Here is a 26,776-nt window from a genome sequence, read left to right on the forward strand (position 1 = left end):
GAATACAAAAATACCAAAAAAATTAAATAATATAACTCCAGCATAATACTAAAGTCATGCTATTTGAGAGATTGATTTTTGATCCAACTTCTATATTTTTTCTGCTAATTCCAACGCACCGTTAACTGCATCGAAAATTTGTCCAACTTTTAAAGCATCACCTACTAGATATACGTTTTTAATCTTTTTTGAAAGAGTGTTGTATAAAGAATTTTCGCTTTTTGTTCCTGCTGTCACAATTATTTCATCGAAATTTCCAATAGATTCAATTTTTCCATTGCGATTAATAAATACTTCATTATTTTCTTTTATTTCTTCTACAGATGAGTTGGTATAGACTTTTATCTTTGATAAGTATTTTAGAGAGAAAAGTTTTTTTGAAATAAGCTCCATTCCTCTGCCAATTTCATCAAATAATTCAACTATTGTTATATTTTTACCATTATTAACTAATGCTTCAGTAACTTCAACGCCAATTAATCCTCCACCTATAACTAAAATTTTATTTCCATTAACTTTTTTACCCGAAAAGAAATCAAAACCAGTAATATATTTTTTAAGTCCTTTAATTGATGGAACAAAAGGATTTGCACCTGTGGCAATTACAATAGCGTCAAAGTCTTTATCATCAAAGAACTTATCGTCAACTGTCGTATTTTTTATGATTTTTAATTCTTTTTCTGCTTTTCTTATCAAGTCGTCTAAAATATCTTTCATCGATAATTTTCCAGGTGCGTTATAAGCCATTACCCATTGTCCCCCTAAATAATTATTTTTTTCAAACAATGTTATATCATATCCTTTTTTCTTTAAGTATAAACCAGCAAAAATACCTGCTGGACCACCACCAACAATTGCGATTTTCTTCTTATCATTTGTTTTAGGAATAAACGTTTTATGAACTTCAGGATTCGCTATACAATTAATAGGTTTTCCACTTTTTACACTTGATAAACATCCTTGCAAACAACTCCCACATCTGATGTAATCATTTGAATGGTTTAAGATTTTATTTGGAAAATCAGGATCTATTATTAACTGTCTTCCAAAAACTACTCCATCAATTACGTGTTTTTCTAATAAATATTTGTATCTTTCATTTTTTTGCATTCTACCTGCAGATATTATTGGTATATTTGTCATGTTTTTAATAAGTTTAAGAATCTCATCCATAGGTTCAATTGGTAATGACATATGATTATAATACCATGGAACTGAATCACAAACATTTCCCCAACCTACATGTATTATTGAAACATCATATTTTTTAGCCAAATCTATAATTGAACTTATATCTTTAAGACTAATCCCATCATCAATAAACTCACTTCCAGAAATTCTCAGAAAAATTGGGATGGTAACTGAATTTTTGATACTAGAGAGTAGTTGTTCGGCAAAAAGAAATTTATTTTCACCGTATTCATCTGTCCTTTTGTTTAATCTATTGCTATAAAATTGTTGAACCAGATATCCATGACCAAATTGTATTTCAATAGCGTCTGCTCCAGCGCTCTGAGCTCTCAAAGCAGCATTTTTAAAATCATTGATTATATCTCTTATTTCAGATTTTGGCAATTCTCTCGGAAGTTGGTTTGTTGTTGGACATTTAATTGGCGATGGAGCGACTACATCCTCGACTATTTTCGGATTAGCAGCTCTTCCTGCATGATTTAGATGGACAACTATTTTTGTGCCGTATTTGTGAAGTTTTGTTATCAATTCTTTTAATTTTATTTCGTGTTTTTCAGAATTTAACATTAGTTGTTTAGGGTGTTCTTTTCCAGATAAAGAAACAGAAATTGGTTCAAGAATAACAGTTCCTACTCCACCTAAGGCTTTTCTTTCATAATAGTTAATCAATTGCTCAGTTATTAATCCATTTTTCGGTGTTGCTAAAGCAGTTTTAATTGGTGCCATAAAAATATTATTTTTTGCTTCAAATTCTTTGAATAACATATAATAATCTCCCCTTTAAAGAAATTAAGATCAGTATATGTATTTGGCATATACGTGAATATTATATAATTTTCCGAATATATTGTCAAGGAGTGCACGTTTTAGTAAGTATAGGATAAAAATGTTGTTAAGTATTTTTGTATTTCTTCTTGTAAATGGTAATATTTTCAACTATTGGAGCAAGACCAACAAGAATAAATCCAAAAATTTTTACATAGTTAAATTTTTCATGAAATATTAATATGGATAATAAACTTGCAAAAACGAGTTCAAGTGGCATTATAATTGCTAACGAATGTGATGATAATTTTTTTAGTGAAAAATAATTTAAAGTTAATGGTATAAAAGTTGAAAAAATTGCAAGTAGTAATCCGTAATTTAAATATTCAACCTTTAAAGAAATATATTGCCCACTAAATACCAGTATAATTGTATAAAATAAAATTGTACCCAAAAAAGTATAAAAAATATTTTCGATAATATCAGAATTAATTTTTTTAATTCTTTGACTAGAAACGGTAACAAATAAAGCATTTAATAATGCTGAGGTTAAAACAATAGTTGTACCTAAAAATAAGTTGTTATTTTCAATACCTTTTTCACCAAAATTTGCTAGGGTTACCCCTGTAAAAGATAGAAAAATTGAAATAACACTTATAAAATCAATTTTATGTTTATAAATTAATTTTTGAAAAATTAGAACAAATATGGGATTAGTGAAAAAAACTACAGTAGCATAAGCTGGATTTAGAAATCTTAGTCCATAAAAAAACAACAAGGCTGCTATACCATAATTTAGAATACCTAAACTTCCGAAAACTGAGAAATGTTTAAGATTAAAATTTTTTTTATATAAAGAAAATAAAATTAATGACAAAAGAAATGAAAACAAAAATCTAATAAACAATATTTGTAAAGGTGTAGCACCAATTTCAAATGATAATTTTCCAAAAATCGAGGTTATTGAAGAAGAAAATGCTGAGATTATGGCTGAAAGTAAATGCATTGAATATCACCTCCAATAAGAACTATATACAACTTATGTTGTTATAATGTTACTTAATGATAAGTATCAAAAAAAACATTATAACATTTAATGCAAAAATAAAGGTATAAGTTTTTTTGTTTCCTAAGAATATTTTTGAAAAGTTATTAATCGAATTTTCAAGCTGTTCGATTTTATTTTTTTGTTCGTTTGTTTCATAAACAAGTTTTTCAATAATTCTTTCTTGTCTTCCTACCTCTTTACTTAAATCAATTATTTTATTATTTTGATTTTCACTAATTATCTTCATCATACCTTCTAATTTTGAAAAATTTGAAATTATTAAATTTTCTAATTTTTCTTGAGAACTTAATATATTTTTTTTTATGTTTTCTAGCAGTTCGTTATTTTTATCTATAAGATTGTTTATTTGCTTTATCAACTCTTTAGTTTTAGAATAGAAATGTCCATATTCATCTTTTAATTTTTCTGTATTTTCGTTTAGTTTATTAAATGCCTCCCTAACTTTTTTTGCATTCTCATTTAATGTTTCTTTCAACATTTCTAAAATTTTTTTTGAAGATCTTTCAATTAACTCTATTGAAGCATTTAAATTTTTTAAATTTTCAATTTCATTTGAAATTTCTTCTAATATTTCATCTAAATCCACTAATTCATCCATTTTTTCTTCCTCCTTTGATATACATATTTATCTTTTTCACCTTGCTTAAAATTCTTTTTAAAACAACTTTCTTAGATAGTGTTGGAGCTAGATAATTGAATTTTAATATAATGTCTTTTAAGTAGAAATTATCAAGTAAGGTTTTATAAAACAATTTTTTTAAGTTCTCGTTAATATCAAAGTTAACGATTTTATTAAATATTGTATATACAAAGTTATCCAATTCATCTTCTTCAATATTATCACTTAAATACTTTAAAAAATTTTCCCAATCCCTTATTACTTCATCGTTGGTATAATTTAACTTAATTTTTGATAAAGTTGAAATGATATACAATGGAGGATTATCAGGATAACTTTCTAAAAGTCTTTGAACATTACCATACAGATTTTCAATTTTTTCAATATCTTCATAATAAATCTCATCCATAAAGTTAATAAGTTCTTTAATATTAAGTTCTTTAATAAAATGTATTAAATCTTTAGTATAAACGGATTCATTAAAGTAATTCAAAATATATTTTTTAATTTCCTCATTTGTTTTTGCATTTCGTGCAACTTCAACCATTGTATATAGTGCTCTTCGCCTTTGTTTTTCTATTTCGTCATAAACAAATTCTATCAATGCTTCGATTATTTTTATCATAAAATCTTCAAATGACATTTTATTTTTAAAATATTTTTTTACAAAATTATCAATATATGTCTTTGTTTTATATCTTTTTAGATAATTAATAAGGTTTTGTTTTATTTCTTCGACATTCAATTTCCTTAATTTTAATTCATAAGACCTTGATGAATTTTCATATTGAATTGTGTAATCTTCTACAACACCTAATATCGTTAACCTATAAATAGCTTTTTCACAATTTTTATCCAAGCTTTTAATAGTTAAGTATCCAACTTTACCATTATCTAGCTTTTTAATATATGGTTTTAATTTTTGAAAAAGTTTAATTAAATTTTTTCTTTCAATCTCTTCTCCTTCAAATGACCTAAAATGAAAAAATGCTTGTGTACTTATATCATCATATACTTTATACTTTGAATAGATTTTGTTTGCTTGTTCATTAGAAATAGATACATTTAGGATAGCATCGGTAAATTTATTATAATCTTCAGAATAGATCAAAAAGCAATATGCTAGTTTTCTATCTCTCCCAGCTCTACCCGCTTCTTGGTAAAAAGATTCAAGTGATGAAGGTAATGTATAATGAATTGTATATCTAATATTAGGCTTGTCAACTCCCATTCCAAAAGCTTTTGTCGCAACAAGTAATGGAAATTCATTATTTTTGAATTCTTTTTGGACATTAATTTTGTATTTATCATATTCTTCATCATTCATATTTGAATCTTTTGGTTTTTTACCGGAAAAGATTTTTGAATTTATCCCCAAATTCTTCAAAAATTTTGAAATTTCAAATACCCCTTTTAGACCATTGACTGTTGAAGTGAATATTATTCCAGATTTTGTTTTACAATCATTTAATTTGAATACATCATTTGTTTCTAATAACGAAGGCAATTTATTAAACAAGATATCTTTTAGAACTTCATTCTTATTATTAGATGGAGTTGAGATAATAAAAAATGTTAATTCATCTCTTTCAAAACTTTTTGGATAAATTTTTGCACTATTTTCAATTTGTAATTCTTTTTGAACGTCATTTAATACTGCATACGAAGCCGTGCCCGTTAACGCAACAATAGAAGGTTCATAATCATCATGTTTTGCAATATTTTTAATAATTCTTGCTACATTTAAATATGCTGTTCTAAAATCATGTCCCCATTCTGAAACACAATGTGCTTCGTCGATAACAACGAAAGGCACAGGGAGAAATTCAGTTAATTTTTTCAAGTTTTTTCTAAAACTTTTTATTTGTAATCTTTCTGGAGCAATAAAAATAAATTTATACATTCCATTTTTTAAATTTTCAAGCACAAAATCTTTTTCTTCGATTGAAAGATCACTATTAATATATGCAGATGAATTTATTCCCAGCGCTTTTAAGTTATACACTTGATCAAACATTAGAGATTTTATAGGGTCAATAACTATTACAGGCCCAGGTTGCAACAATCCACTTAGTTGGTAGCACAAGGATTTACCTGCACCTGTTGGTAAAAGACCTATTGTTGATTTTAAAGAAAGAATCCTTTTTATAATGGGGATTTGTCCATCTCTAAAATCAACTTTTCTAAATATGTTTTGCAACAAAAATCTTAAAACATCTTCTTTTGCTTTATTTATTTTAAATTTATATGGTTTAAATGAGAAAAACTTTGGAAGAAATAGATGGGGATTATTAGTTTCAAAGAAATGCATATTTTCATTTTCTGTTAATAAATTATATGTGCTATTATGAAGAACAACAATCTTATAATTTACAACTGAGATTACATCGTTTTGGGTTTCGTAATATTCATCATATTTTTTATGACTGAAGGAATTTGTCTTTGAAAATTCTGGTAATAATTCTGGAGTTTTTAGGGCACTTCTAACAATAACGTATGGAGAATTAGTTTCAAGCTCTTCAACATTTAACTTATATCCAATATCTATTGTTAAATCATATTCATCTTTATACAAATCAAATGTATAGTAATTTACTTCAACGTTTTTTTCCAGGATTTCCAAGGTTGTGTCTTCATTTCTATAAATATCAAGTTTTATCTTTGGTAAGTTATAATCAAATAACTTCGAAATTTTATTCATATAATTGTATGCATCAACAATAGAAATTTCAGAAAATTTCACATCCCTTTCAATAATAGCTATATTCCAAACTTCTTTATCATCTAATATGCCATCTGTTATAGCATTTGTCAAAACTTTGTGTAACCATGAAGATAAAATGTATTTAGCAAAAAAATTATTTTTTGTTACATTATACATTTTCAATTCACTAAAATATTTCTTTATAACTTTTAAAAAATACTTTTCATCTTTTAATTCAATAATATAATCAATGGTTCCAGTGTCAGATAATTTTCTGTATGATAACAAATCACTCATTGAATCCATAATAGATTTATCGTAAAAAATAGAAGCAAATGTTGGGATTCCTCTTGAAATAATATTGTTGAATATTTTTGCTGTTAATATTAGTGGATTATCTTCATTGAATTTTCTTTCATAGTTTTTTAAAATCTTGAAATTAAAATTGTTCATTTTATCATAATATTCCTTTAGAGTATTTCTCAGGGCATGTGAAATATATGAAGCTTCACCATGGTAAAATTTTTTGTTTATTTCTAGATCTTCTTCATATTCAATAATATAATCTTCTAATCTAAATTTTTCATTAAAAGTTTTTCCAAGAAAAATTCCAATTACATTTTTTGCACCCAAATTTTTAAGTTCATTTGCTATATTTAAAAATGAATTTCCAGAGGTTATTATGTCGTCAAAGAGTATTATCTCCTTACCTTTAATCTTTTCCGAATCAAACTTTAAATATTCAAGTATATTACCTTTAAAATGTTCTCTATGTTTTGAAGGTCTGTCGATTAAATTCTTGATAAAATCGTATCCATTAATAACATCTAATTTTACCGAAAGATTTTTAACAAAATTCTTATAGCGAATTTCTGTTTTTTCTTTATTTGATGCCGGAATAATAGATATTGCCGTATTATTTTTATCATTAATTATATTATTTTTTATGATAAGCCTCGATATTATGTCACAGAAAAGTTCCGATATTTTCTCGTTACCATCTTTGAATTCATAAATGTATCTTCTATATATTCTTTCTTGGTCATCTAAAATATCATCAGAAAAGCTATTTTTAGGATAATAAGTTGAAAGAGAGAAAATAGAATAGTCGTCAATTTTAAATTTATATTCAAAATCTGTAAAATATATATAATGATACTGATCTGTTTTGAAAAAATTTTCAATTTCGATATCTAGTATATTTTGTTTGTTTTTTCTATTTTTCAACTATATTCCCCCTATTAAAAAACTTCCTCTAAATAAATACGAATAAAATTATAACACATGATTTGGTATAATTTAATAAAGAAAAAAAGGAGATGATCTTGTGAAAATATATAGCAAGATTCAATATATAGCATTTAGCATTCTATATTCAAAAATAAACGGGAATTTTCCAAAATATAATTACAAAAACTTAGCAAAAATATTTTTACATTCCAAAGAAAATGATATTAACTTATTTGAGGCACCAGAAAAAGAGGTAAAATCATTTTTCGAAAAATTTAGTATTAATATATTTAATTCTAGGCAAAAAAATATTGTAGGTAAGATAAAGGAATTCATAGATATTTTCGCAAATAACGAAAAATTACTGATGCAGGCTGAAGAGGAATATATTCTTTGCAAAAAAAACAACATTAATATTTTAACATATGAGGATGATCTATTTCCTAAAAAACTAAAAATTCTAGATGACATTTCCCAACCAGTTTATACAGTGTATTTTAAAGGACCACTTCTTGATTTTGATAAGCTAAGATCTCTGGCTATCGTTGGTTCTAGAAAAGCAGAAGAGATTGGAAAAAAATTGGCAAAAAATATTGCAAAAAAACTTGATAAAACTTTCATAATAATTAGTGGACTTGCAATTGGTATAGACACATTTGCACATATTGGTGCACTCAAATCAAAAATCCCAACTGTTGCTGTATTGGGACAAGGTCTAAACAAAATTGAACAAAATTTATATCCTAAGGAAAATATAAAATTAGGATTAGAAATATTGAAAAATTCCGGAATGATTTTGTCAGAAGTTCCTCCATCAAAAAGAGTTAATAAATACTATCTTTTGTACAGAAATAGAATTCAAGCCGCTTTATCGGATTACATTATAATAATTGAAACTGCCGAAAAAGGTGGAACGATTAAAACTATTTTCTATGGAGAGAAATTAAAGAAGAAGATATTGATCTTTAATCCCAAACAAGAACAACTGAAAATTATACAGAAAAACAATCCGGAAGTTATCAAAGGAAACATTAAATTATTGAAAAATCGAAAATTCCTGTCGTTTTCTAATGAAGATGAATTATTTCTTTTGATTAATTCAAAAACGTTAGTAGAGAACACACTTTTTAATGAAAAAGAGATTTAAATTTAGAATAACCTAAAATAAGATGTAGAATTTTTAGTATGTTAAATACTTATTAAAAGAAATTGTACTCAAATGAATTTATGTTGGAAAAATTTTTTAAGGAAAATTCAAGAACACTGAAAAAAGATGAAGATGGAGGAAATTAATATGAAAAAATTTCTTGTATTAAGTGGTGGCGCTGCAAGGGGGGCTGCTCATGTTGGAGTTATACGTGCGCTTGAAGAAAAAGGATTTGTTCCAGATGCAATAATTGGAGTAAGTATCGGAGCAGTTGTTGGTGCAGGATATGCTGTCTTAAAAGATTCAAAAAAACTTTGGGATTATTCTGAAAAAATTTACAAGAAATCATTTAAATTTTTCCCTATTATCTTTTCATCAAATAGAAAATTTAATCGCCATTTTGCAAAGATAAGTTGTTATCATATGACAAATAAGGTTTCTGTTTTACCTTCAAAATTATATTTTAAAATTTTTGAAAAGGCTTTTGGGAAACTTTCTTTTGAAGATTTAAAGATAAAATTTTATGCTGTATCAAATGATTTGAAAAGTGGAAAAGTAATTATTCATTCTTCTGGAAAGATTATTGAGCCACTTAAAGCTTCCATGGCAATTCCAGGTATTTTTCCTCCAGTAGAATTTGAAGATAAAATTTTGGTAGATGGCGGGACAATTAACAATTTACCAACAGATATTGCAAGAAAACTTGGAGCTGATTATATAATTGCAGTTGATTTGTCTGAAAATAATAAGAAAATAAAAATACCTAAAACTTCAAATGATATACTTAATGTGATTAATCATATGTGTGGAAATAAGATTCTTTCATTTTTAATAAAAGAAGCCGATTTTATTGTTAGACCACCTGTTAATAATATTGGAACATTTGAGTTTAAACGTAGTTTGGAAGTAATGGAAAAAGCATATAAATATACTAAAAAGATTGATCTTCCAAAGGAGATGTTGATGTGAGAATTCATGTGGGAGGATATGGCTTACAAGGTTTAGCTGCAATTCCAGCTATTGAAAGATTTTTATCTCCCAAAGATAAAAATTTAGAGATAATAGCAAATGGTCTTGCTGGTTTTTATGCAATTTTGTTTGAAAATTTTGGAAGTGAAAAAGCAAGAGAGAAAATAAATAGTTTTGTAAAAAAATTTGAAAGTACTTTTTGGATCATAGATAGAGTACAAAAAAAAGAAAAGATTGACAAAAGAAAATCAAGAAAAAATAAAATAAAATACTGTGTTCTTTGGAGTACTTCTATAGCGATTCATAAATGGAAAGAAATTGAGGAGTTTTTAGGTGGTTTAAATGAAGACACGTGTGTTAAAGCTGAGGTAATAAACCTTGAAAAGCAAACAGTAGAACTTTATGAGGGCTCTTCTTATAATGTCGCAAAAGCCTGTCTTGCTTTTCCGGGAGTTTTTCCGCCTTTTAAAAGAAAATATATTAATACAACATATCTTTCACAAATACCTGTTTCATTTATAGAAAATGGCGATATAGTAGTATTGAACTTTCGTGATTTATCTCAAATTAAATTTGAAAGTGCCAGCGAAATTCTTCTTCAGGCAATGGAATGTAGGATGATTGAATTTGCAAAAAGAGTGCTAGAATCAAAAAATGTGGAGAAAATTGATATTAACCAACAAATTACAAAATTATGACTATATTTCTTTTTTTCTTTACTTTTTCCCTCCTTTACTTTAGGCTATATCATTTATCCATCGTTTAAATAAAAAAACAATAGGGTATTACTCTAATTTATTTGTGGCCTTTTATTAATACCATACTTATATCATCTTTTTGGTAAATATCTATATTTTTTTTCATAGCTTCTTCGTATATTTTCTTCAAATCTTGGGTATTGCTAAATAATTTTTCTAATCCTTTTGATGTTAGCATATCTTTTTTAGAAATTTTCAATTCTGTTATTCCATCTGAGTAAAATAGAATCTTTTTATTTTTGAGATCTATAATTGTTGGGGCGATTTTGGAGTTAATAAGCCCCATCCCCACGGGAAATGTTCGAGAAACTTCTATAATCTTTGTTTTATTGTTATCAAATATAATTGGATCAGGATGTCCACAACTTATTATTTTTATTTTGGTTCCTTCAAGCTTCCCTATTATAGCTGAAAAATAATTTTGTTCACAAATTTGTTCAGCGTGTTTTTCTAGTATAATAGGAAGTTCACTGATTGATAATTTGTCATCTTCAAGTATTGAATCTATTAAAAGTTTTATGGAAGTAGAAAGTAGTGCTGCTGCAAGCCCATGACCACTTATATCTATTAACATAATCCATGGTTTTTTGTAATATATTAGATCCCCACCAAGAACATTAGAAGGATAATATACAAATTCTACTGTATCATCTTCTTTTGGTAATAGAGCTTGTTGAATTTCAAAGGCTTTTGAAAGTTCCCTATCAGCTATTGAAGCATCTTCAAACATCTCTATTGCTCCGACAACATTTCCATTATCATCTTTTAAAGGCATAGCATATACACTTACAGGTATTCTATTTCCTTGTTTGGTCAGGGAATATACAGCAAATGGTACTCTAAAATATTTTTTATTTTTTATTGACATAACAAGTGGGCATAAATCTGTACGACATACAACTATACCGTTTCTGTCTATATGTTTGAGTATATTGTTTGAGCAAGATCTTCCAACAACTTCTTCCATGCCATAGCCAATAAGTTTTTCAGCTGCTTTATTCCAAAATTGTATATTTCTGTTTCTATCAACTACATATGCTGGAATGTCTAAGCTTTTAAGCCAATCCATTATCTTGTATTCTTCTAAGAGTTTTTTAAAATTTATCATACTATCCGCTCCTTTTTCATAAGAATAATTTTAAAAAAAATATTTATCCTCAAATTAAGAATATCATATTTTTTCCTATTTAAAAACAACTTCTGAAAACTTCTAAAACATGGAATTTAATTTAAGATTTGGTAATATAAAGTGTTATAATAAAAACAAGTACTGTTAATATAAATACATAAAGGAGTGATATAATGATAAAAAAGTTTGTATGGTTATTGACAATTTATTCCATAATTGTATTTCCAATTGATGTTTACTATGAATTAATTGTGCCAAATAAAACTGAAGACACTGTTCAAGAATTATATAACTTTATTTTGGAAAATGACCCTAAAATTTCGCTTACTGATTACGGAATCACTAAAAAAAGTTATGAGTATTTATATTCTCCATATCATGAAAAATTTCAAAAACATGTGTTAACTATTCTAGATTATTTTTTGTTCAAAGAAGTTAATTCTGAATATGTTTTACCACTAAATTTTATTGAAGAATTTAAGATTCAAGGTGATATTTACTTGTACTGTATATTGCTGTTCAATAAAGATTTAAAAGTTATTACAAAATCATTTAATACATATGCATTCGATGAAAATGGTACCATATCTTCTGATGCATTGAGTATTTACAATTCTTTGATTGAAATTGTTAAAAAAATGTTTGAAAATGATCCACCTATAAATTATAACATTGATAATATTTTACTAACTTTATATTTAGATATTTCTGAAAAAGGTAAGGCAATTTTGGAGGTTATTTTTATTTCAAAAACAAAGAAAAATATGGGGTTGCTTTATTTTATAATGTAGTTATACATTGAACTTTAATTTGTTTGTTAATCTCAAACAATTTTGAAGTTTGATTTGTTCATGATTATGATACATATTTTTGTAAATCACTTATTTTGCTTCACTTACGGTGTTTTTTCCTTTTGCCACACCTTTTCGAATATCCTCATTTGCATTCCTGATAGTAGTTAAAGCCCTCTCTATTGTATCAGTTTTTTTGCTTATCTGTTCAAGCAATTGAATTAAAGTTTCTATAATTTGTTTGTATTTACCTATATCTCCTTCTTCTTTTAATTTTACATATCTATCTTGTAAAGTATGGGCTACAACAAATACATCTTTATAGCTACAAATATATACTTTATTTTCCTTTCCCGTTTCAATAAGTTCTGGAGCGAGATCAAGGATTGATTCTGGAACTACTAAGATACAACTATCAATTGTATTTACAAGATTTTGATATTTTTGTATTCTTTGTATTTCTTTCTTTACTTTATTTATTATCTCTTTTTTTAGTTTTTCTCTTAAATTTATATCTTCTTCTTCATTATACTTTTCTAAAATCTCAAATATGTCGGGTAATTTTGAATCAATTGGAATATATTTACCATCTCCCAAATCCCAAGCAAATTCAACTTCTCCGTTTTCTGTTTTTAGATTTGCTTTTATTAATCCCACTTTTATTGATTCCTTAATTGCATCTTTTAATAATATTTCTCCTGTTATACCACGAGTCTTTGTTCCTGAAACTGCTTTTGTGAAAATAGAAATCATTCTTTTCATATCCTCTATCTGAGCATCTCTTCTTTTTTCAATTTCCTCTCTTGACTTTCCTTGTTCAATTAAAAATTGTTCAGTATTTTTTCTTTGTTCTTCAAGAAAATTTTTCATTTGTTCAACAAGTTCAGAAATTCTTTTATCTTTTTGCTCATCAATCATTATCGTTTTCTGGGTTAATTCTGAAAATAACTTATGAGTATTTTGAATAAATTCATTTAACCTTTTTTCTCTTTCTTCATCTAATTTTTCTTTTTGTTTCACAGCCTCAAGTCTTGATTTTTCAATTTCTTCATATTTTGCTTTTAATTCAGCAATTTGAATTGAAAGATTATTTATAGTGGAAAGCTGATTAGAAAAATCTTCAGATTTTTTATCTCTTTTTCCCAAAATATAACCAAATTTATATCCAATAAAAATACCGATTAGCAAACTTATCATAGCAACAAAAACGTAATTCATAAAACACTCTCCTTTTTTAATATGTTTTGACTTAATTTTACCATAAATGTTTGATATAATTTAGAAAGGAATAAATTGAAAACAAGGAGGGGCTTTCATTTTCAAAGTAACTATTTCTGGCTTATTTATGGCTTTTATATTCGGATTGTCGTTTCTTTTTACAAAAAATGCCCTTGATTATACTTCCCCGATGAACTTCATAGCAATTCGATTTACGATTGCTAGTTTGTTTTTGTTCTTTCTTTCTATTTTTAAAATAATTTCCTTGCAAAGAAAAAATTATTTTAAATTATTAATTGTATCTTTATTTCAACCGATTTTATATTTTATATTCGAAACCTCCGGGTTATTATACATTCCATCCTCTGAAGCGGGGATTTTAATCGCTTCAATACCTATTTTTATAACATTTTTAACTCCTATTGTTTTAAAAGAAAAAGTACATAATATGAACTTTTTATTTGTTTTCTTAAGTTTTTTTGGAGTTCTACTAATAATTGGTTTTAACAATTTTAAAGGAAACATTAAAGGGGATTTGTTGATACTTTGTGCTGTTTTTTCGGCAACTTTTTATAACTTCACTTCAAGAAAATTTTCAAAAGAATTTCAACCGGTTGAAATAACTTTTTTTATGATGATTATCGGTGCTATCTTTTTTAATGCATTAGCAATTATAAGAGAAGAACTTGATTATACAGTACTAACAAATATTCATGTATTGATCCCGGCTTTATATCTAGGTATTCTATCTTCTTCTGTAGCATTTTTCCTTGTCAATTATATGCTTTCTAAGATATCACCTACGCAGTCATCAATTTTTGCTAATTTAACTACTGTTACATCCGTTTTGGCAGGTGCTTTATTTAGAAACGAACAAATAACTTTGAAACACATAATAGGAATGACGCTTATTATATTAGGTGTTTGGGGAGTAAATTATTATAAGTATAATAATTCTTAGGACCAATTAATTTATTTTAGATAAACTGTTATCTCGTTGGATAAGCTTCCAGCTTCAGGAATTTGTTTATAAACATAGATTCCTTTTCCAACAAATTTTATTTTAAAGAATTTTTCTAATACCAATATTTGCCTTAAATTCCATCCTTTTACATTTGGTACAATGCCAGGAGTTACAAAGATATAATTCTCATTTTTGGTGTAATAATCTTTTACAACTTTTATAAGTTCGGAAAAAAGTGGAGCAGCAACTTGACTTGATAACCCATAACCTTTGGGATTTCTAACCCAAACCATTCCCGTATATAAATTATCTTTAATCGAAAATCCTCCTAAAAAAGTCATCATATATTCCTTATTTCCCGGCTTTATTTGACTGGTACCAGTTTTTCCTAGTATATCAATTCCAGGTACTTTTGCTAATTTTCCCGTACCATTTTCTATAACATCTCTTAGAAATTCTTTAACTAATTTTGCAGTTTTTGAAGTTATTACTCTATATCTTTTCTGATATGAATCAAGTACGATAGTTGGCGATATGTATATACCATCATTCAAAATACTGTTAAAAGCCGTAATTAACTGAATTGGAGTTACACCTATAGAATAACCAATAGGTAAATAAGCCCAATCTACTTTCGACCAGTTTTTAGGATTTTTTAGGATTCCTTTAATTTCTCCTGGAAGTTCTATATTTGTTAAATCTCCAAAATTAAATGTTTTAAAAATTTTATATAAAGTTTCTTTTCCAAATTCACTTACTAATTTATCAGAAGTTTTTACCGCAGCGATATTGCACGATTCAGATATTGCTTTTTTCAAATTTATTAGTCCATGTGGGTGTATGTCTGTAATTTTTATACTTAAATTTTTTTCAGGATAAATATAACCATTGCATAGGAATGTTGAATCTTTTGATATAACTCCTAAATCTAAAGCTGCTGCATAAAATATTGGCTTAATTGCTGATCCTGGTTCAATATATCCCATTGTGTAATCTGGCCAGGAATTTGTAGTTACTAGTGATTTTATTCTACCAGTTTTTGTTTCCATTAAAATTATTCCTACGCTTTCAGCATTATATTTTTTTTTAGCTTTAGTTGCTAGCTTGTAAATATTTTTTTGTAAAAGAGAATCTATTGTTAATTTTAAATTATTTCCATTTTTAGGAGGTATATATTGGGTTATAGTTCCATTTTTATTAAACTGACCAGAAAATTTGAATATAATTTTTCCATTTTTCTTTCCTTTTAGATAAGAATTATATACTTTTTCAATTCCGCTAATTCCATTAGAAGAACTTACCTTTCCAATTATCATGTCCATACCATAGTTTAAAAGCGAAATTCTCTTAGAACTAATTGATATATTAACAAACTTTCTCAAGTTGCTTGGAATTTTTCTTTTAATATCATCGATGTCATATGCTTCACCAATTTTATTAAATTCTTTGTTAAAATCTATTTTTACACCAAATCGACTTTCTAAAAGTTTTAAATCAAAATCCAATGAAGGATTATAAAATCTTTTAAAAAAACGGGTGTCAAAGTATGCTACATAATATGGAATGCTCGTTGAAAGGAGGTTTTCATTACAATCAAAAATCTTCCCTCTTAATGAAGGAATACTTAATTCTAAAACTTCTTCACTATTAGTATTGTTAATTTTAAATAAGCTGAGCATCTCTATGAAAATTATTACAGTTAGAACTATGTATATAAAAATTACTCTAGAGTTTTTCATTTCAAGGTTTCAGATCCAACCATTAATGCTTCTATGTTTTTGTTTATATTGATTATTTTCCTATTTAATTCTAAAGTTTCCCTTTTAAACGCCTCTTTCTGAATTTGAATTTCCAAATTCAATCTTGAATAATGGAGAGAAATGGCAAAAGATAGAATTACCAAAATAACAGGAATTGTAACAAAAAAAACAAATTTAAAAAATTTAGATAATCTAATACTAACTTCTTTACTTCGCTTCGCTTGTACACTAACAGCCATAATGTTCCCCCCTTAAATACGCTCCGCTACTCTCAATTTTGCACTCCTTGCTCTAGGATTACTTTTTATTTCATCTTCACTAGGCTTGATTGGTCCTGCTATTTGTTTAAGAAATTTCGAGTTTTTAATAAAGTGCTTAACTATCCTATCTTCCAGTGAATGAAATGATATTATAGCCAATCTCCCTCCTATCTCTAAAAGCTCTTCAGCATTCTTTAACAATTGTTCTATATTTTTTAATTCTTTATTTACTTCTATTCTTATTGCTTGAAAAGTTTTTGTTGCAAAATGTCTCCTTCTTTTTCTAAGTTCAGCTGGTGGTAAAGCCTTTCGGATTACTTCAACTAATTCTCTAGTTGTGTTTATCGGTCTGTTATTTACAATTGATTTTGCAATACGCCTCGAGAATCTTTCTTCGCCATATCTAAAAATAATATCTGCAAGTTTTTTCTCTGAGTATGAATTAACAATATCGTGGGCACTTGTGGTTTGTTCCAAATCCATTCGCATATCTAAAGGTTCATCTCTATTAAAAGTGAATCCCCTATCTTTAGCCTTTAACTGATATGTTGAGATACCTAAATCTGCAAGAATACCTGAAACTCTTTCAATTCCCATAGTTTTCAATATCAATGGAAGGTCAACATAGGAGGCTTTTATGAGGGTGACATTACCAAACCCTTCAAGTCTTTGCCTTGCAAGTTCCAAAACTTCGAAATCAACATCAAAACCAATAACACGAGAATTTGGACACTTATTGGCAATTAAAGCAGTATGTCCACCTTCTCCAACTGTACAATCCACGTATATTCCATTATCGTTCCATATAAGGTAACTTATAACTTCTTGTGGCAAAACCGGAATATGCTTATCATTGTATTTTCTCATACTATCTCTCCGCTCCGCTATACTTACACATTGTAAAGAATAACATATGTATTTTTAAATTCAAAATTAAAAGAAAAAAAGACTAAGTGCATTTAAGCACTTAGTCATGGTAATTTGGATAATTTTAAAATATAAAAACAATAGTATACATAATTATTACGATAATATTTCATTTAACCTTTTAATGATTTTTCAAGGATCTTTTTAGAAATAATGTTATGTTTTTCAATATATTTACTTATTTCAAAATTTACAAACTCGCTATTAAATATCTTAATCTCCCCGTTAATAACGGATAAATCGACTTGTTTTGCATCGCAGAGTAATATTGCATTAATAGGATTGTGAAGTGCTCCCGCAAATTCAACTTTATCAAGTTTAAAACCAATAAAATCTGCTGCTTTGTCTTTTGCTAATGTACCAAGATAATCATCTACGTGTAAAACTTTTGCACCACCCAAAGTACCCATCTTCAAAATTTCTTCGATCGTTACAGCTTTAGCCCCATACTTTACTCTTTGTAATAAAAGTGCATTTCTCAATTCTAGCAACATGTTATTTGTGTCATTGCTAGCACTTCCGTCAACTGCTATACCTATTTTTAATTTTTTCTTCATTTCTGTAACTGGGGATATTCCAGACCCCAACCGCATATTTGATGATGGACAATGGGCCATTCCCACATTATTACTGGACAATTTTTCTACATCTTTTTCGTTTAAATAAACTAAATGTGCAAACCACACTTTATCGTTCAACCATCCTAATTCTTCCATATAATCTACTGGTCGCTTACCAAATTTTTCAATACAATACATTTCTTCATCGTAAGTTTCGGCAAGATGTGTGTGGAGAAGCACGTTATATTTTTCTGATAACTTTAAAGTTTCAATCATAAGAGTTTTAGTAACTGAAAATGGTGAACATGGAGCCAAGGCTATTCTTAACATTGAGTACTTTGATGCGTCGTGGTATTGTTTGATAACTCTTTCAGATTCGATTAATATTTCGTCATCTTTTTGTACCACAGTATCAGGTGGTAACCCTCCATCTTTTTTGCTCAAAGACATACTACCTCTAGTTGGATAAAATCTAATTCCAATATTTTTGGCAGCTTCAATTTCAGCATCAAACAATTTATTGTTCCCGAATGGATACAAATAAAGATGATCGGTAGTCGTTGTAACACCCGTTTTAATCATTTCATAAGTTGCGATCATTGTACTTATATATATTGCTTCTTCGTCTATAAACTTCCAAATCTCATATAAATAAACAAGCCAATCAAACAGTTTACTATTTTCAGCAAGTCCCCTTGTTAAGGTTTGAAACATGTGATGATGTGTATTTATAAATCCTGGAATAACCATATATCCATTTAAATCATAGACTTCGTCAGCTTCAATTCCCTCGTGATTTTTACCAATATCTATGATCCTGTTATTTTCTACCAAAATGTATCCATTCTTTAAGTTTCCTATTTTTTCATCAAATGTGTATATATAGGAAATGTTCTTAAACAATTTTTTCATGTAATTCACCTCAATCTTCAAAATAAATCTTTTCTAACTCATTTTTGTGTTTTCCTCTATACTCAACAATTAATTCATCGATTTCTTCAACTTTTTCTTGTTCCTTTTTCCAATAGTTATAATCTCTTTGTGCGTTTAATTCTTCAACAGTTTTCCCCTGTTGTTCTACCCAAGTATAATATTTTAAATTATGCCATCTTTCTTTGTTATACATAGTGCCCTCAAAAATCCAAGAAGGTTCCTGATATGAAATTATTCTTTCGTATCTATTTTTTGCTTCATTTAAAGTTAACTTTCCAAATTTTTCTTCTAAATCTTTCATAACGGACCTATATCTTTCAATTGAATCGGTAGCAACTATAAAGATATTATCATCAGCACCGAATTTATAGTGTTTTGCAACTTTTATTGCTCCAATCAGATTTGCAACACCAGAAATTCCAAATTTATCCGAAATAAATTCAATTAAATCTTTATTTACAAAACTTTTCAAAAATTCTTTTCCAACTGGATCACTAAAAACATGTAGCATTTTTTTCGAGTCCATGTCATCAACTAGTACTACGGCATCATTATTTAAAACGTTATGTATCCAAGTTACGTGCTTATCGCCAATACCTTGAATGTCATGTCCTCCGTATCCATTAAGTGAAATCGTAGGACATTGTAAAGGTTCTACTGCTACAACTTTTGCATTTGGAAATTCTTGTTTTACTCTATCTCCAGAAGCAATTGTTCCTGCAGAACCGACGCCAAGAACAACAGCAGAAATTTTTCCATTACCTATATTTCTCTTTTTTACAAGATCAATCATTGAATTTCCTGTTACATAGTAGTGAAATCTATAGTTTCCAAATTCCTCAAATTGATTTAAAATCCTTATTTTTTCAGGATCTTTGTTATATAACTCCTTTGCTTTATCATAAATTTCTTTGACATTTGATTCACATCCAGGAGTTGCAATAACCTCAGCACCATATGCTCTGATAATTTCAAATCTTTCCTTACTCATAAGTTCTGGTAATAATACAATTGATTTATAATTCATTCGTGATGATACCCAAGCACCGCCTATACCGTAATTTCCAGTAGAAGGCCATACTAAAGTATGTTTAAATGGATCTACTTCTCCACTTACAGTTTTCTCTGCTAAAATTGAATATGTTGCACCAACTTTATGACTTCCAGATGGAAATTCCTTTGCATAAAGCACTATAATATTTGGTTTTACACCTGTTAATTCACTTGGAAGAATAAAATAGTAGTACTCGTTATTTTCGTTCTTCCATGTGATATTAAATAAATTAATAGGATGCAATGGATCTTTCTTTTTCATTTCAAGTGCTCTTTTTCTAATCTTTGAATCAAGTTTTTCTGGGTTAAGCATTTCAGAAAATGTAGGTCCAATCACAGGAACTTTTTTCATAACTATCACTCCTTTTTTATAATTTCTTCAATAGATACAGGAATTTTATTTAACTGCTTCCCTATAGCAGCTGATATAGCGTTTAAAATAGAAGGTGGGGCACTCATTAGTGATGGTTCACCCAATCCTTTGGCACCAAATGGACCTTCTGAAAAACTATCCTCTACAAAGTCAACATAAAATTCAATAGGAATATCTTTAATTGTGGGAATTAAATAGTTGTTGAAATTTTTAGTTGTGATTTTTCCATCTTTGTACTTTAAATCTTCAAAAAGAACATACCCCATTCCTTGAATAACTCCACCATGTACCTGTCCAATTGCTCCATCCAAATTTATAACTTTTCCTATATCATGGCATACCCAAACCTTTTTTAATTCTATTTTGCCAGTTAAAATATCGACTTCTACTAATGATAATTGCGTAGCATACGAATAAGTAACATATGCTTCACCAACACCATTTTCGTGATTAAAATCAAGTTTTGGAGTTTTGTACCATCCCGTTTCAGATAACTTTACGTTATTATTATTACAGAGCATAGCAATCTCATTAAAAGAAAATTTTTTATCATTCACGTAAACAAAGCCATCTTTGAATTTTATTTCATCTTTTTTTACGTTGAAGTATTCTCCCAAGAAGTTTAACATGTTGTTCTTAATTTTTTCGGTAGCAATTTTTACAGCATTACCACTGAAAAAAGTAGTTCTTGATGCAACTGTTGGCCCACTATCCTGGATAAATAATGTTTGAGGCTGTAATACCCTAATTTTTGATAAATCTTGACCTAAAATTTCTGAAACAATTATTGAAATTGTTGTTTTGGCACCTTGTCCCATTTCAGTATTGCCTATCATAATGGCAATTGTTCCATCAGATTGAACATTAACCATTGCTGTAGCTCCATCTAAAAATTGTCCACCAGCTCCTAAGCTCACCCCATAGAATATGTGAGCCCAGCCTAGACCTTGTTTTTTTAACAAATTGCTTTCGTTAAATTTTTTAACACTTTCCTTTAATTGTTCGTAGTTTGAAGCTTCATATACCTTTTTTAAAGTTTCTTTGGCCCCCACAGATTCAGTAAGTAAATGTCCTGTGGCAGTTTGTTTATTCTTTTCAAGTGCATTTTTCATTCTGATATCGAATGGATCAATATTAAGTTTTTTAGCAGCTATGTCCATCATTGATTCCATTGCCATCAAAACTTGTGGAGAACCAAATCCTCGGAAAGCACCGCATGGAACTTTATTTGTGTAAACTCCATAGACATCGACTTTTACGTTATCAACACTGTATGCTCCACATGCATGAACCATTGTTCTGTACATAACTATTGGAGATAATGTGGAATATGCCCCCATATCAAGATAAATTTTTGCTTTAACACCAAGAATTTTTCCTTCTTTATTAAATGACACCTCATAAAATGATTTGCTAGGATGCCTTTTACTAGTTTCTTTAATATCCATCTCACGTGTGTAAATTAACTTAACAGGCCTTTTAGTTAAAAAAGATAACAAAGCAGCCTTTGAGGCAATATAAGATGGCACATCTTCTTTTCCGCCAAATCCTCCACCCGTTTCAGTTTGGATAACATTAATATCCTTTAAATCTATTCCTAATATTTTTGATACATCTTTTTGTACATAAAATGGGCATTGTGCAGATACATAGAGTTCTAATTTATCAGAATAATTTGCAACAACACCTTGTGTTTCAAGATAAGCATGTTCTTGATATCCCGTTTCAAAGGTTTCTTTGATTATTAAATCTGCATTTTTAAACGCATTTTCAACATTCCCTCTTCTAATTTTTCTTGTAAATGCCACATTATTCTCATGCACCAAAACTTCATTTTTTATTGCATCGTCTATAGTAAAAACGCCTGGTAGCTCTTTTATTTTAAACTTTACCAATTCTTTTGCTTTTTTTGCAATTTCTGGAGTTTCTGCCGCAATTATAGCAAGAACATCTCCTTCAAATCTTACTTTTTCACCTTCAGGAACTAAAAAAAACATATCATCAATTACATGACCAAATTTATTTGTGCCAGGTACATCTTTATAAGTGGCAATCTTAATAACACCAGGTAATTTTTCTGCTTCACTTATATCTATATGTTCAAGTATTCCATGTGGAACATCTGCATAAACAACCTCTGTATAGAGCATGTTCGGAAAGTAATAATCAGAAGCATATTTAGAAATACCGTAAGCTTTTTCTTTTGCATCAATTCTTATTACTTTTTTTCCAATTATATTCATATATTACACCTCCACAAATAAATCCACAATTTTTTGCTTTTCAACATCAATTAATCCTTTGTCAGTTATCTTTAATTTTGGAATTACAGCTAATTGTAAGAAATGAATATTCATTAAAACATCTTTTCTTGGCCCCAGAGATTCGATTGCAGTTTTTATTTGTTTTAAATTGTTAATTACATATGTATAATCTCTATCCGACATAAGACCGGCGATAGGTAATGATAATTCGGAAATTACTTTACCGCCTTTTACAACAACTATTCCCCCATTAATTTCTTGAATTCGTCTTATTGCTTTATTCATATCATTATCATTTTCGCCAACAACTGCTAAATTATGTGAATCATGACCAATTGTAGTTGCAATAGCTCCTTTCTTTATTCCCGTACCTTTAACAAAACCTATTGTATATCCCGAGGCTTTGTGCCTATCAAAGACAACCATTTTTACAATATCATTTTCAACATCTGAAATTATCTCATTTTTAGATACCTTAGGCGAAATAATTATTTCCTCAGTAAAAAGAGAATAGTCTTTAATAGAAATTACCCTAATCTTTTTATTTTGATTTTTGATTTTTAAATTATAGTCTTTTCTTATGTTTATAACTCCTAAAGTTTCTGGTACATCCTTAAAAATACTTTCAATTGTTAAATTTAGTTTATTGTTCTTCACCACAAATCTTGAATCTTTTATTACAAATTTAATGTTAAAACTTTCTAAATCATCAATCAAAACAATATCAGCTTTGTACCCAGGTGAAATAGCACCCATACTTCTTAGATTAAAATATTTTGCGGTATTAATTGTCGCCATTCTTATTGCTATAACTGGTGGAATACCGTTATCAATCGATTCTTTGACAATCTGATTAATATGTCCTCTTTTATTAATATCCTCTGGATCCCTATCATCTGTACAAAATGAAAAAAAGAAGTGGTTCATCAAATCAACGGCGGGTAAAAGAGATTTTAAATTTCTTGCTGCGGTACCTTCTCTAATAAAAATATGCATTCCTTTTGAGAGTTTTTCTAACGCTTCATTGACAGTTTCGCATTCGTGATCGGATCTAACAAATGCATCAATATAAGCGTTAAGATTTTTTCCAGATAATCCAGGAGCATGACCATCAATTCTTTTGTATTTATGACGCAAAATTTCAATTTTAGTAATTAATTCTCTATTACAATTAATTACCCCTGGATAGTTCATAACTTCACCTAATGCAATAATTCGAAATGGATACTTTTCAATTAAACTAACCATATCTTCTGGCCCAAGTATTGCTCCTGAAGTTTCCAAAGAAGTTGCAGGGACAGCTGAAGGAATTGCAAAATATACATTTAATGGAATTCCTTCAGTAGCCTTAATCATATAATTAATCCCCTCAACTCCTAAAACATTTGCAATTTCATGTGGATCAGCAATTACAGTTGTTGTTCCATTTAGTAAAACCATTTTTGCAAATTCAATTGGTGAAAGCATAGAACTTTCAATATGTACATGAGCATCAATCAAGCCTGGAATTGCATATAATCCATTTGCATCAAATATTTTTTTTGCATCTGTATATTCAAATCCAATACCTGCTATTCTCTTTTTGTATAATGCAATATTTGTATTTTCAATTTTTCCAGTATACACATTAACTAAATTTACGTTTTTTATTAATAAGTCAGGAACTTTTTTTCCAAGTGCTACTGGAACCATTTCACAAATTTTCATTTTATCCCCCCTTTTTTTGCATTATATACGAAAAGTTAAATAAAAAGAAAATTATGATATTTAAAGTTTTTTTTATCATAATCGTTTTAAACTTTATTTAATTGTTTTTTTTTCTTTTTTTTGGATGATATGAAATATTGTTGAACAAACATATCATATCTAACAAATGTATACTCACATAACAAAAAAAGCTGGCCAAAATGGCCAGCTTTCGTTATAGATAAATCTTTATTATAATGAACCCGGGAAATGACATGCCACAAAATGCCCCGGACTAATCTCTCTTAATTCAGGTTCTTCTTTGGAGCATATATCTTTTGCAACGGGACATCTTGGATGAAATCTGCACCCCTTTGGTGGGTTTACTGGACTTGGAACATCTCCTTTCAGTATAATTCTATTCTTTTTATATTCAGGATCAGGCACAGGTATTGCACTCATAAGGGCTTTTGTGTAAGGGTGCATTGGACTGTCAAATAATTCTTTTTTAGAAGCGTTCTCAACTATTTTACCAAGATACATAACAACTACTCTATCAGAAATATACTTCACAACAGAAAGGTCATGTGAAATAAAAATATATGTAAGGTTATGTTTTTTCTGCAAATCTATCATTAAATTAATTACCTGTGACCTAATTGAAACATCTAAAGCGGCTACTGCTTCGTCGGCTACTATTAACTTTGGATTCATTAATAAGGCCCTTGCTATTCCAATCCTTTGCCTTTGCCCACCCGAAAATTGGTGTGGAAACCTGTACATATGCTCACCATGAATTCCCACTTCTTCTAGTGCATTTCTAACTTTTTCTATGACTTCTGACTTTTTAATTACTCCATGTAATACAGGGCCTTCTGATACAATTGTCTTCACTCTAATTCTTGGATTTAAAGAACTATACGGATCTTGAAATACTATTTGCATAGTTCTTCTAAATTCTGACCTTTTCTCGGAAAGATTTGAAAGAAGTTTATTATAAAATCCATTCTCTCCTAATTCTTTATAAAGTTCATAATACTTTTTATCTATACCGTTCAATTCTCGTGAGTCAATATTTTTAAATTTATCCACATAAGTTGTTTTTAGATACTTTTTTGCGCGAAATCTTGGCATAAAATAATACGTTGTATCTTCACCATCAACAATTATTCTTCCAGAAGTTGGCTCGTATAATCGCAATAACGTCATCCCTGCAGTAGTCTTTCCACATCCAGACTCACCAACTAATCCTACTGTCTCACCTTCATAGACATCAAAAGTTATATCATCGACTGCTTTAACCCATGCAACAACTCTTTTGAAAACTCCTGCTCTAATTGGAAAGTATTTTACAAGATTTTCTATTCTAAGTAATACCTTTTTTTCGCTCATGCACTTTCACCAGCCTTTTTTAGTTTCTGTGCTTCTTCAATTTTATGATAATAAAAACATCTTGAATAATGATCTTCCCCAACCTTTTGTAATGGAGGAATTTCTTTTCTACATCTTTCATCTGAAAATTCACATCTTGTATTAAACCTACATCCCGGTGGAAAATGTAACGGATCAGGTACAATACCTGGAATATTGTACAATCTATCCTGATCAATATCCAATCTTGGTATAGAATTTAACAATCCCCACGTGTACGGATGTCTCATTTTCTTAAAAACTTCCTTTACATCAGCTGTTTCCATAACCATACCACCATACATAACCACAACTCTATCCGCATTTTCTGCTATTACCCCTACATCATGTGTAATAAATATAATTGCCATACCATATTCTTTTTGTAGTTGTTTCATTAAATCTAGAATTTGAGCCTGTATAGTTACATCTAAAGCAGTAGTAGGCTCATCTGCGATTAACAATTTCGGTCTACACGACAGAGCCATTGCAATCATTGCACGTTGCCTCATACCACCCGAAAGTTCATGTGGATATTCATCAATCCTTTTTTCTGGTTCAGGAATTCCAACTTTCCTAAGCATGTCAATTGCCATTTCTCTTGCTTCTTTTTTATTAACATCTTGATGAAGTAAAATTGCTTCCATAATTTGTTCGCCAATTGTGAAAACCGGATTTAAAGCCACCATTGGTTCCTGAAAAATCATCGCAATATCATTTCCTCTTATTTTTCTCATTTCATCATCAGAAAGTTCCAAAAGATTTTTACCTTCAAAAATAATTTCACTACCTTCTAAAATCTCTCCGTTTGGATCAAGTAATCTTAATATTGAAAGAGATGTAACACTTTTTCCACTACCCGATTCACCAACAATTCCAAGCGTTTCACCAGGATACACTTCAAAATCCACACCATCAACAGCCTTTACAATCCCATCTTCTGTATGAAAATATGTTTTAAGATTTTTTACTTGCAATAATGGTTTCTTTTCCAAC

General features: G+C 28.6%; 20 protein-coding genes. 5 read left to right on the forward strand and 15 right to left on the reverse strand.

The window, feature by feature from the left end; translation table 11 throughout:
- Positions 1–90: 90 nt before the first annotated feature.
- The 4 genes from Y592_RS00005 to Y592_RS00020 form a co-directional block, all read right to left on the reverse strand.
- Entirely contained in the window at positions 91–1,956 is a 1,866-nt protein-coding gene (locus Y592_RS00005; protein ID WP_075665044.1) for an NAD(P)/FAD-dependent oxidoreductase, read from the reverse strand.
- A 127-nt stretch (positions 1,957–2,083) separates the two neighbouring features.
- The gene (locus Y592_RS00010) at positions 2,084–2,962 is read right to left on the reverse strand and encodes a DMT family transporter (RefSeq protein WP_075665045.1); all 879 of its coding nucleotides are present in this window, start codon (positions 2,960–2,962) and stop codon (positions 2,084–2,086) included.
- A gap of 49 nt (positions 2,963–3,011) precedes the next feature.
- The gene (locus Y592_RS00015; RefSeq protein WP_088368807.1) at positions 3,012–3,623 is read right to left on the reverse strand and encodes a coiled-coil domain-containing protein; all 612 of its coding nucleotides are present in this window, start codon (positions 3,621–3,623) and stop codon (positions 3,012–3,014) included.
- Positions 3,616–7,575 (reverse strand): RecQ family ATP-dependent DNA helicase, encoded by a 3,960-nt coding sequence (locus Y592_RS00020; protein WP_075665047.1) that lies wholly within the window; start codon positions 7,573–7,575, stop codon positions 3,616–3,618. Before Y592_RS00020 ends, Y592_RS00015 begins: the two co-directional genes overlap by 8 nt.
- A 100-nt stretch (positions 7,576–7,675) precedes the next feature.
- Here Y592_RS00020 and Y592_RS00025 point away from each other — a divergent pair, with 100 nt between their 5' ends.
- The 3 genes from Y592_RS00025 (at position 7,676) to Y592_RS00035 (ending at position 10,392) form a co-directional block, all read left to right on the forward strand.
- Positions 7,676–8,725 (forward strand): DNA-processing protein DprA, encoded by a 1,050-nt coding sequence (locus tag Y592_RS00025; protein WP_075665048.1) that lies wholly within the window; start codon positions 7,676–7,678, stop codon positions 8,723–8,725.
- 147 nt (positions 8,726–8,872) lie between these two features.
- Complete coding sequence (locus Y592_RS00030; RefSeq protein WP_075665049.1) at positions 8,873–9,694, forward strand: patatin-like phospholipase family protein; 822 nt, start codon at positions 8,873–8,875, stop codon at positions 9,692–9,694.
- Positions 9,691–10,392: a hypothetical protein gene (locus Y592_RS00035; protein WP_075665050.1), complete on the forward strand. Its 702-nt coding sequence runs from the start codon at positions 9,691–9,693 to the stop codon at positions 10,390–10,392. The genes Y592_RS00030 and Y592_RS00035 overlap by 4 nt, the downstream gene beginning before the upstream one ends.
- 97 nt (positions 10,393–10,489) lie before the next feature.
- Here Y592_RS00035 and Y592_RS00040 read toward each other — a convergent pair whose 3' ends face one another.
- Complete coding sequence (locus Y592_RS00040; protein ID WP_075665051.1) at positions 10,490–11,560, reverse strand: SpoIIE family protein phosphatase; 1,071 nt, start codon at positions 11,558–11,560, stop codon at positions 10,490–10,492.
- Positions 11,561–11,754: 194 nt separating this feature from the next.
- Between Y592_RS00040 and Y592_RS00045 the strand changes: the two genes are divergently transcribed.
- Positions 11,755–12,372, forward strand: coding sequence for a hypothetical protein (locus Y592_RS00045; RefSeq protein WP_075665052.1), 618 nt, complete (start codon positions 11,755–11,757; stop codon positions 12,370–12,372).
- A gap of 90 nt (positions 12,373–12,462) precedes the next feature.
- Here the strand turns inward: Y592_RS00045 and rmuC are convergent, their stop codons facing one another.
- Entirely contained in the window at positions 12,463–13,590 is a 1,128-nt protein-coding gene (gene rmuC / locus Y592_RS00050) for a DNA recombination protein RmuC (RefSeq protein WP_075665053.1), read from the reverse strand.
- A gap of 127 nt (positions 13,591–13,717) precedes the next feature.
- On the opposite strand from rmuC, the gene Y592_RS00055 reads away from it, so the two are divergent.
- Entirely contained in the window at positions 13,718–14,551 is an 834-nt protein-coding gene (locus Y592_RS00055; protein WP_075665054.1) for a DMT family transporter, read from the forward strand.
- Between the two features lie 11 nt (positions 14,552–14,562).
- On the opposite strand, the gene Y592_RS00060 is transcribed toward Y592_RS00055, so the two are convergent.
- The 9 genes from Y592_RS00060 to Y592_RS00100 form a co-directional block, all read right to left on the reverse strand.
- On the reverse strand, positions 14,563–16,293 hold the full coding sequence (locus Y592_RS00060; RefSeq protein WP_232218193.1) for a penicillin-binding transpeptidase domain-containing protein: 1,731 nt from the start codon (positions 16,291–16,293) through the stop codon (positions 14,563–14,565).
- A complete protein-coding gene (locus Y592_RS00065; RefSeq protein WP_075665055.1) occupies positions 16,290–16,553 on the reverse strand; it encodes a hypothetical protein in 264 nt (87 codons plus the stop codon). Before Y592_RS00065 ends, Y592_RS00060 begins: the two co-directional genes overlap by 4 nt.
- A gap of 12 nt (positions 16,554–16,565) precedes the next feature.
- Positions 16,566–17,441, reverse strand: a complete 876-nt coding sequence (gene rsmH, locus Y592_RS00070) for a 16S rRNA (cytosine(1402)-N(4))-methyltransferase RsmH (protein WP_075665056.1) — start codon at positions 17,439–17,441, stop codon at positions 16,566–16,568.
- A gap of 173 nt (positions 17,442–17,614) precedes the next feature.
- Positions 17,615–18,973: an 8-oxoguanine deaminase gene (locus tag Y592_RS00075; protein ID WP_075665057.1), complete on the reverse strand. Its 1,359-nt coding sequence runs from the start codon at positions 18,971–18,973 to the stop codon at positions 17,615–17,617.
- A gap of 10 nt (positions 18,974–18,983) precedes the next feature.
- Positions 18,984–20,399 carry a PLP-dependent cysteine synthase family protein gene (locus tag Y592_RS00080; protein WP_075665058.1) on the reverse strand — a complete coding sequence of 472 codons (1,416 nt, stop codon included), beginning with the start codon at positions 20,397–20,399 and terminating at the stop codon, positions 18,984–18,986.
- 5 nt (positions 20,400–20,404) lie between these two features.
- The gene (locus tag Y592_RS00085; protein WP_075665059.1) at positions 20,405–22,663 is read right to left on the reverse strand and encodes a xanthine dehydrogenase family protein molybdopterin-binding subunit; all 2,259 of its coding nucleotides are present in this window, start codon (positions 22,661–22,663) and stop codon (positions 20,405–20,407) included.
- A gap of 3 nt (positions 22,664–22,666) precedes the next feature.
- The gene (ade, locus tag Y592_RS00090; protein ID WP_075665060.1) at positions 22,667–24,391 is read right to left on the reverse strand and encodes an adenine deaminase; all 1,725 of its coding nucleotides are present in this window, start codon (positions 24,389–24,391) and stop codon (positions 22,667–22,669) included.
- 231 nt (positions 24,392–24,622) lie between these two features.
- Positions 24,623–25,762: an ABC transporter ATP-binding protein gene (locus Y592_RS00095; protein WP_075665061.1), complete on the reverse strand. Its 1,140-nt coding sequence runs from the start codon at positions 25,760–25,762 to the stop codon at positions 24,623–24,625.
- Entirely contained in the window at positions 25,759–26,775 is a 1,017-nt protein-coding gene (locus tag Y592_RS00100; RefSeq protein WP_075665062.1) for an ABC transporter ATP-binding protein, read from the reverse strand. Before Y592_RS00100 ends, Y592_RS00095 begins: the two co-directional genes overlap by 4 nt.
- Position 26,776 lies beyond the last annotated feature (1 nt).

The sequence above is a fragment of the Thermosipho sp. 1070 genome (assembly GCF_001682135.1).
Taxonomy (GTDB): domain Bacteria; phylum Thermotogota; class Thermotogae; order Thermotogales; family Fervidobacteriaceae; genus Thermosipho; species Thermosipho affectus.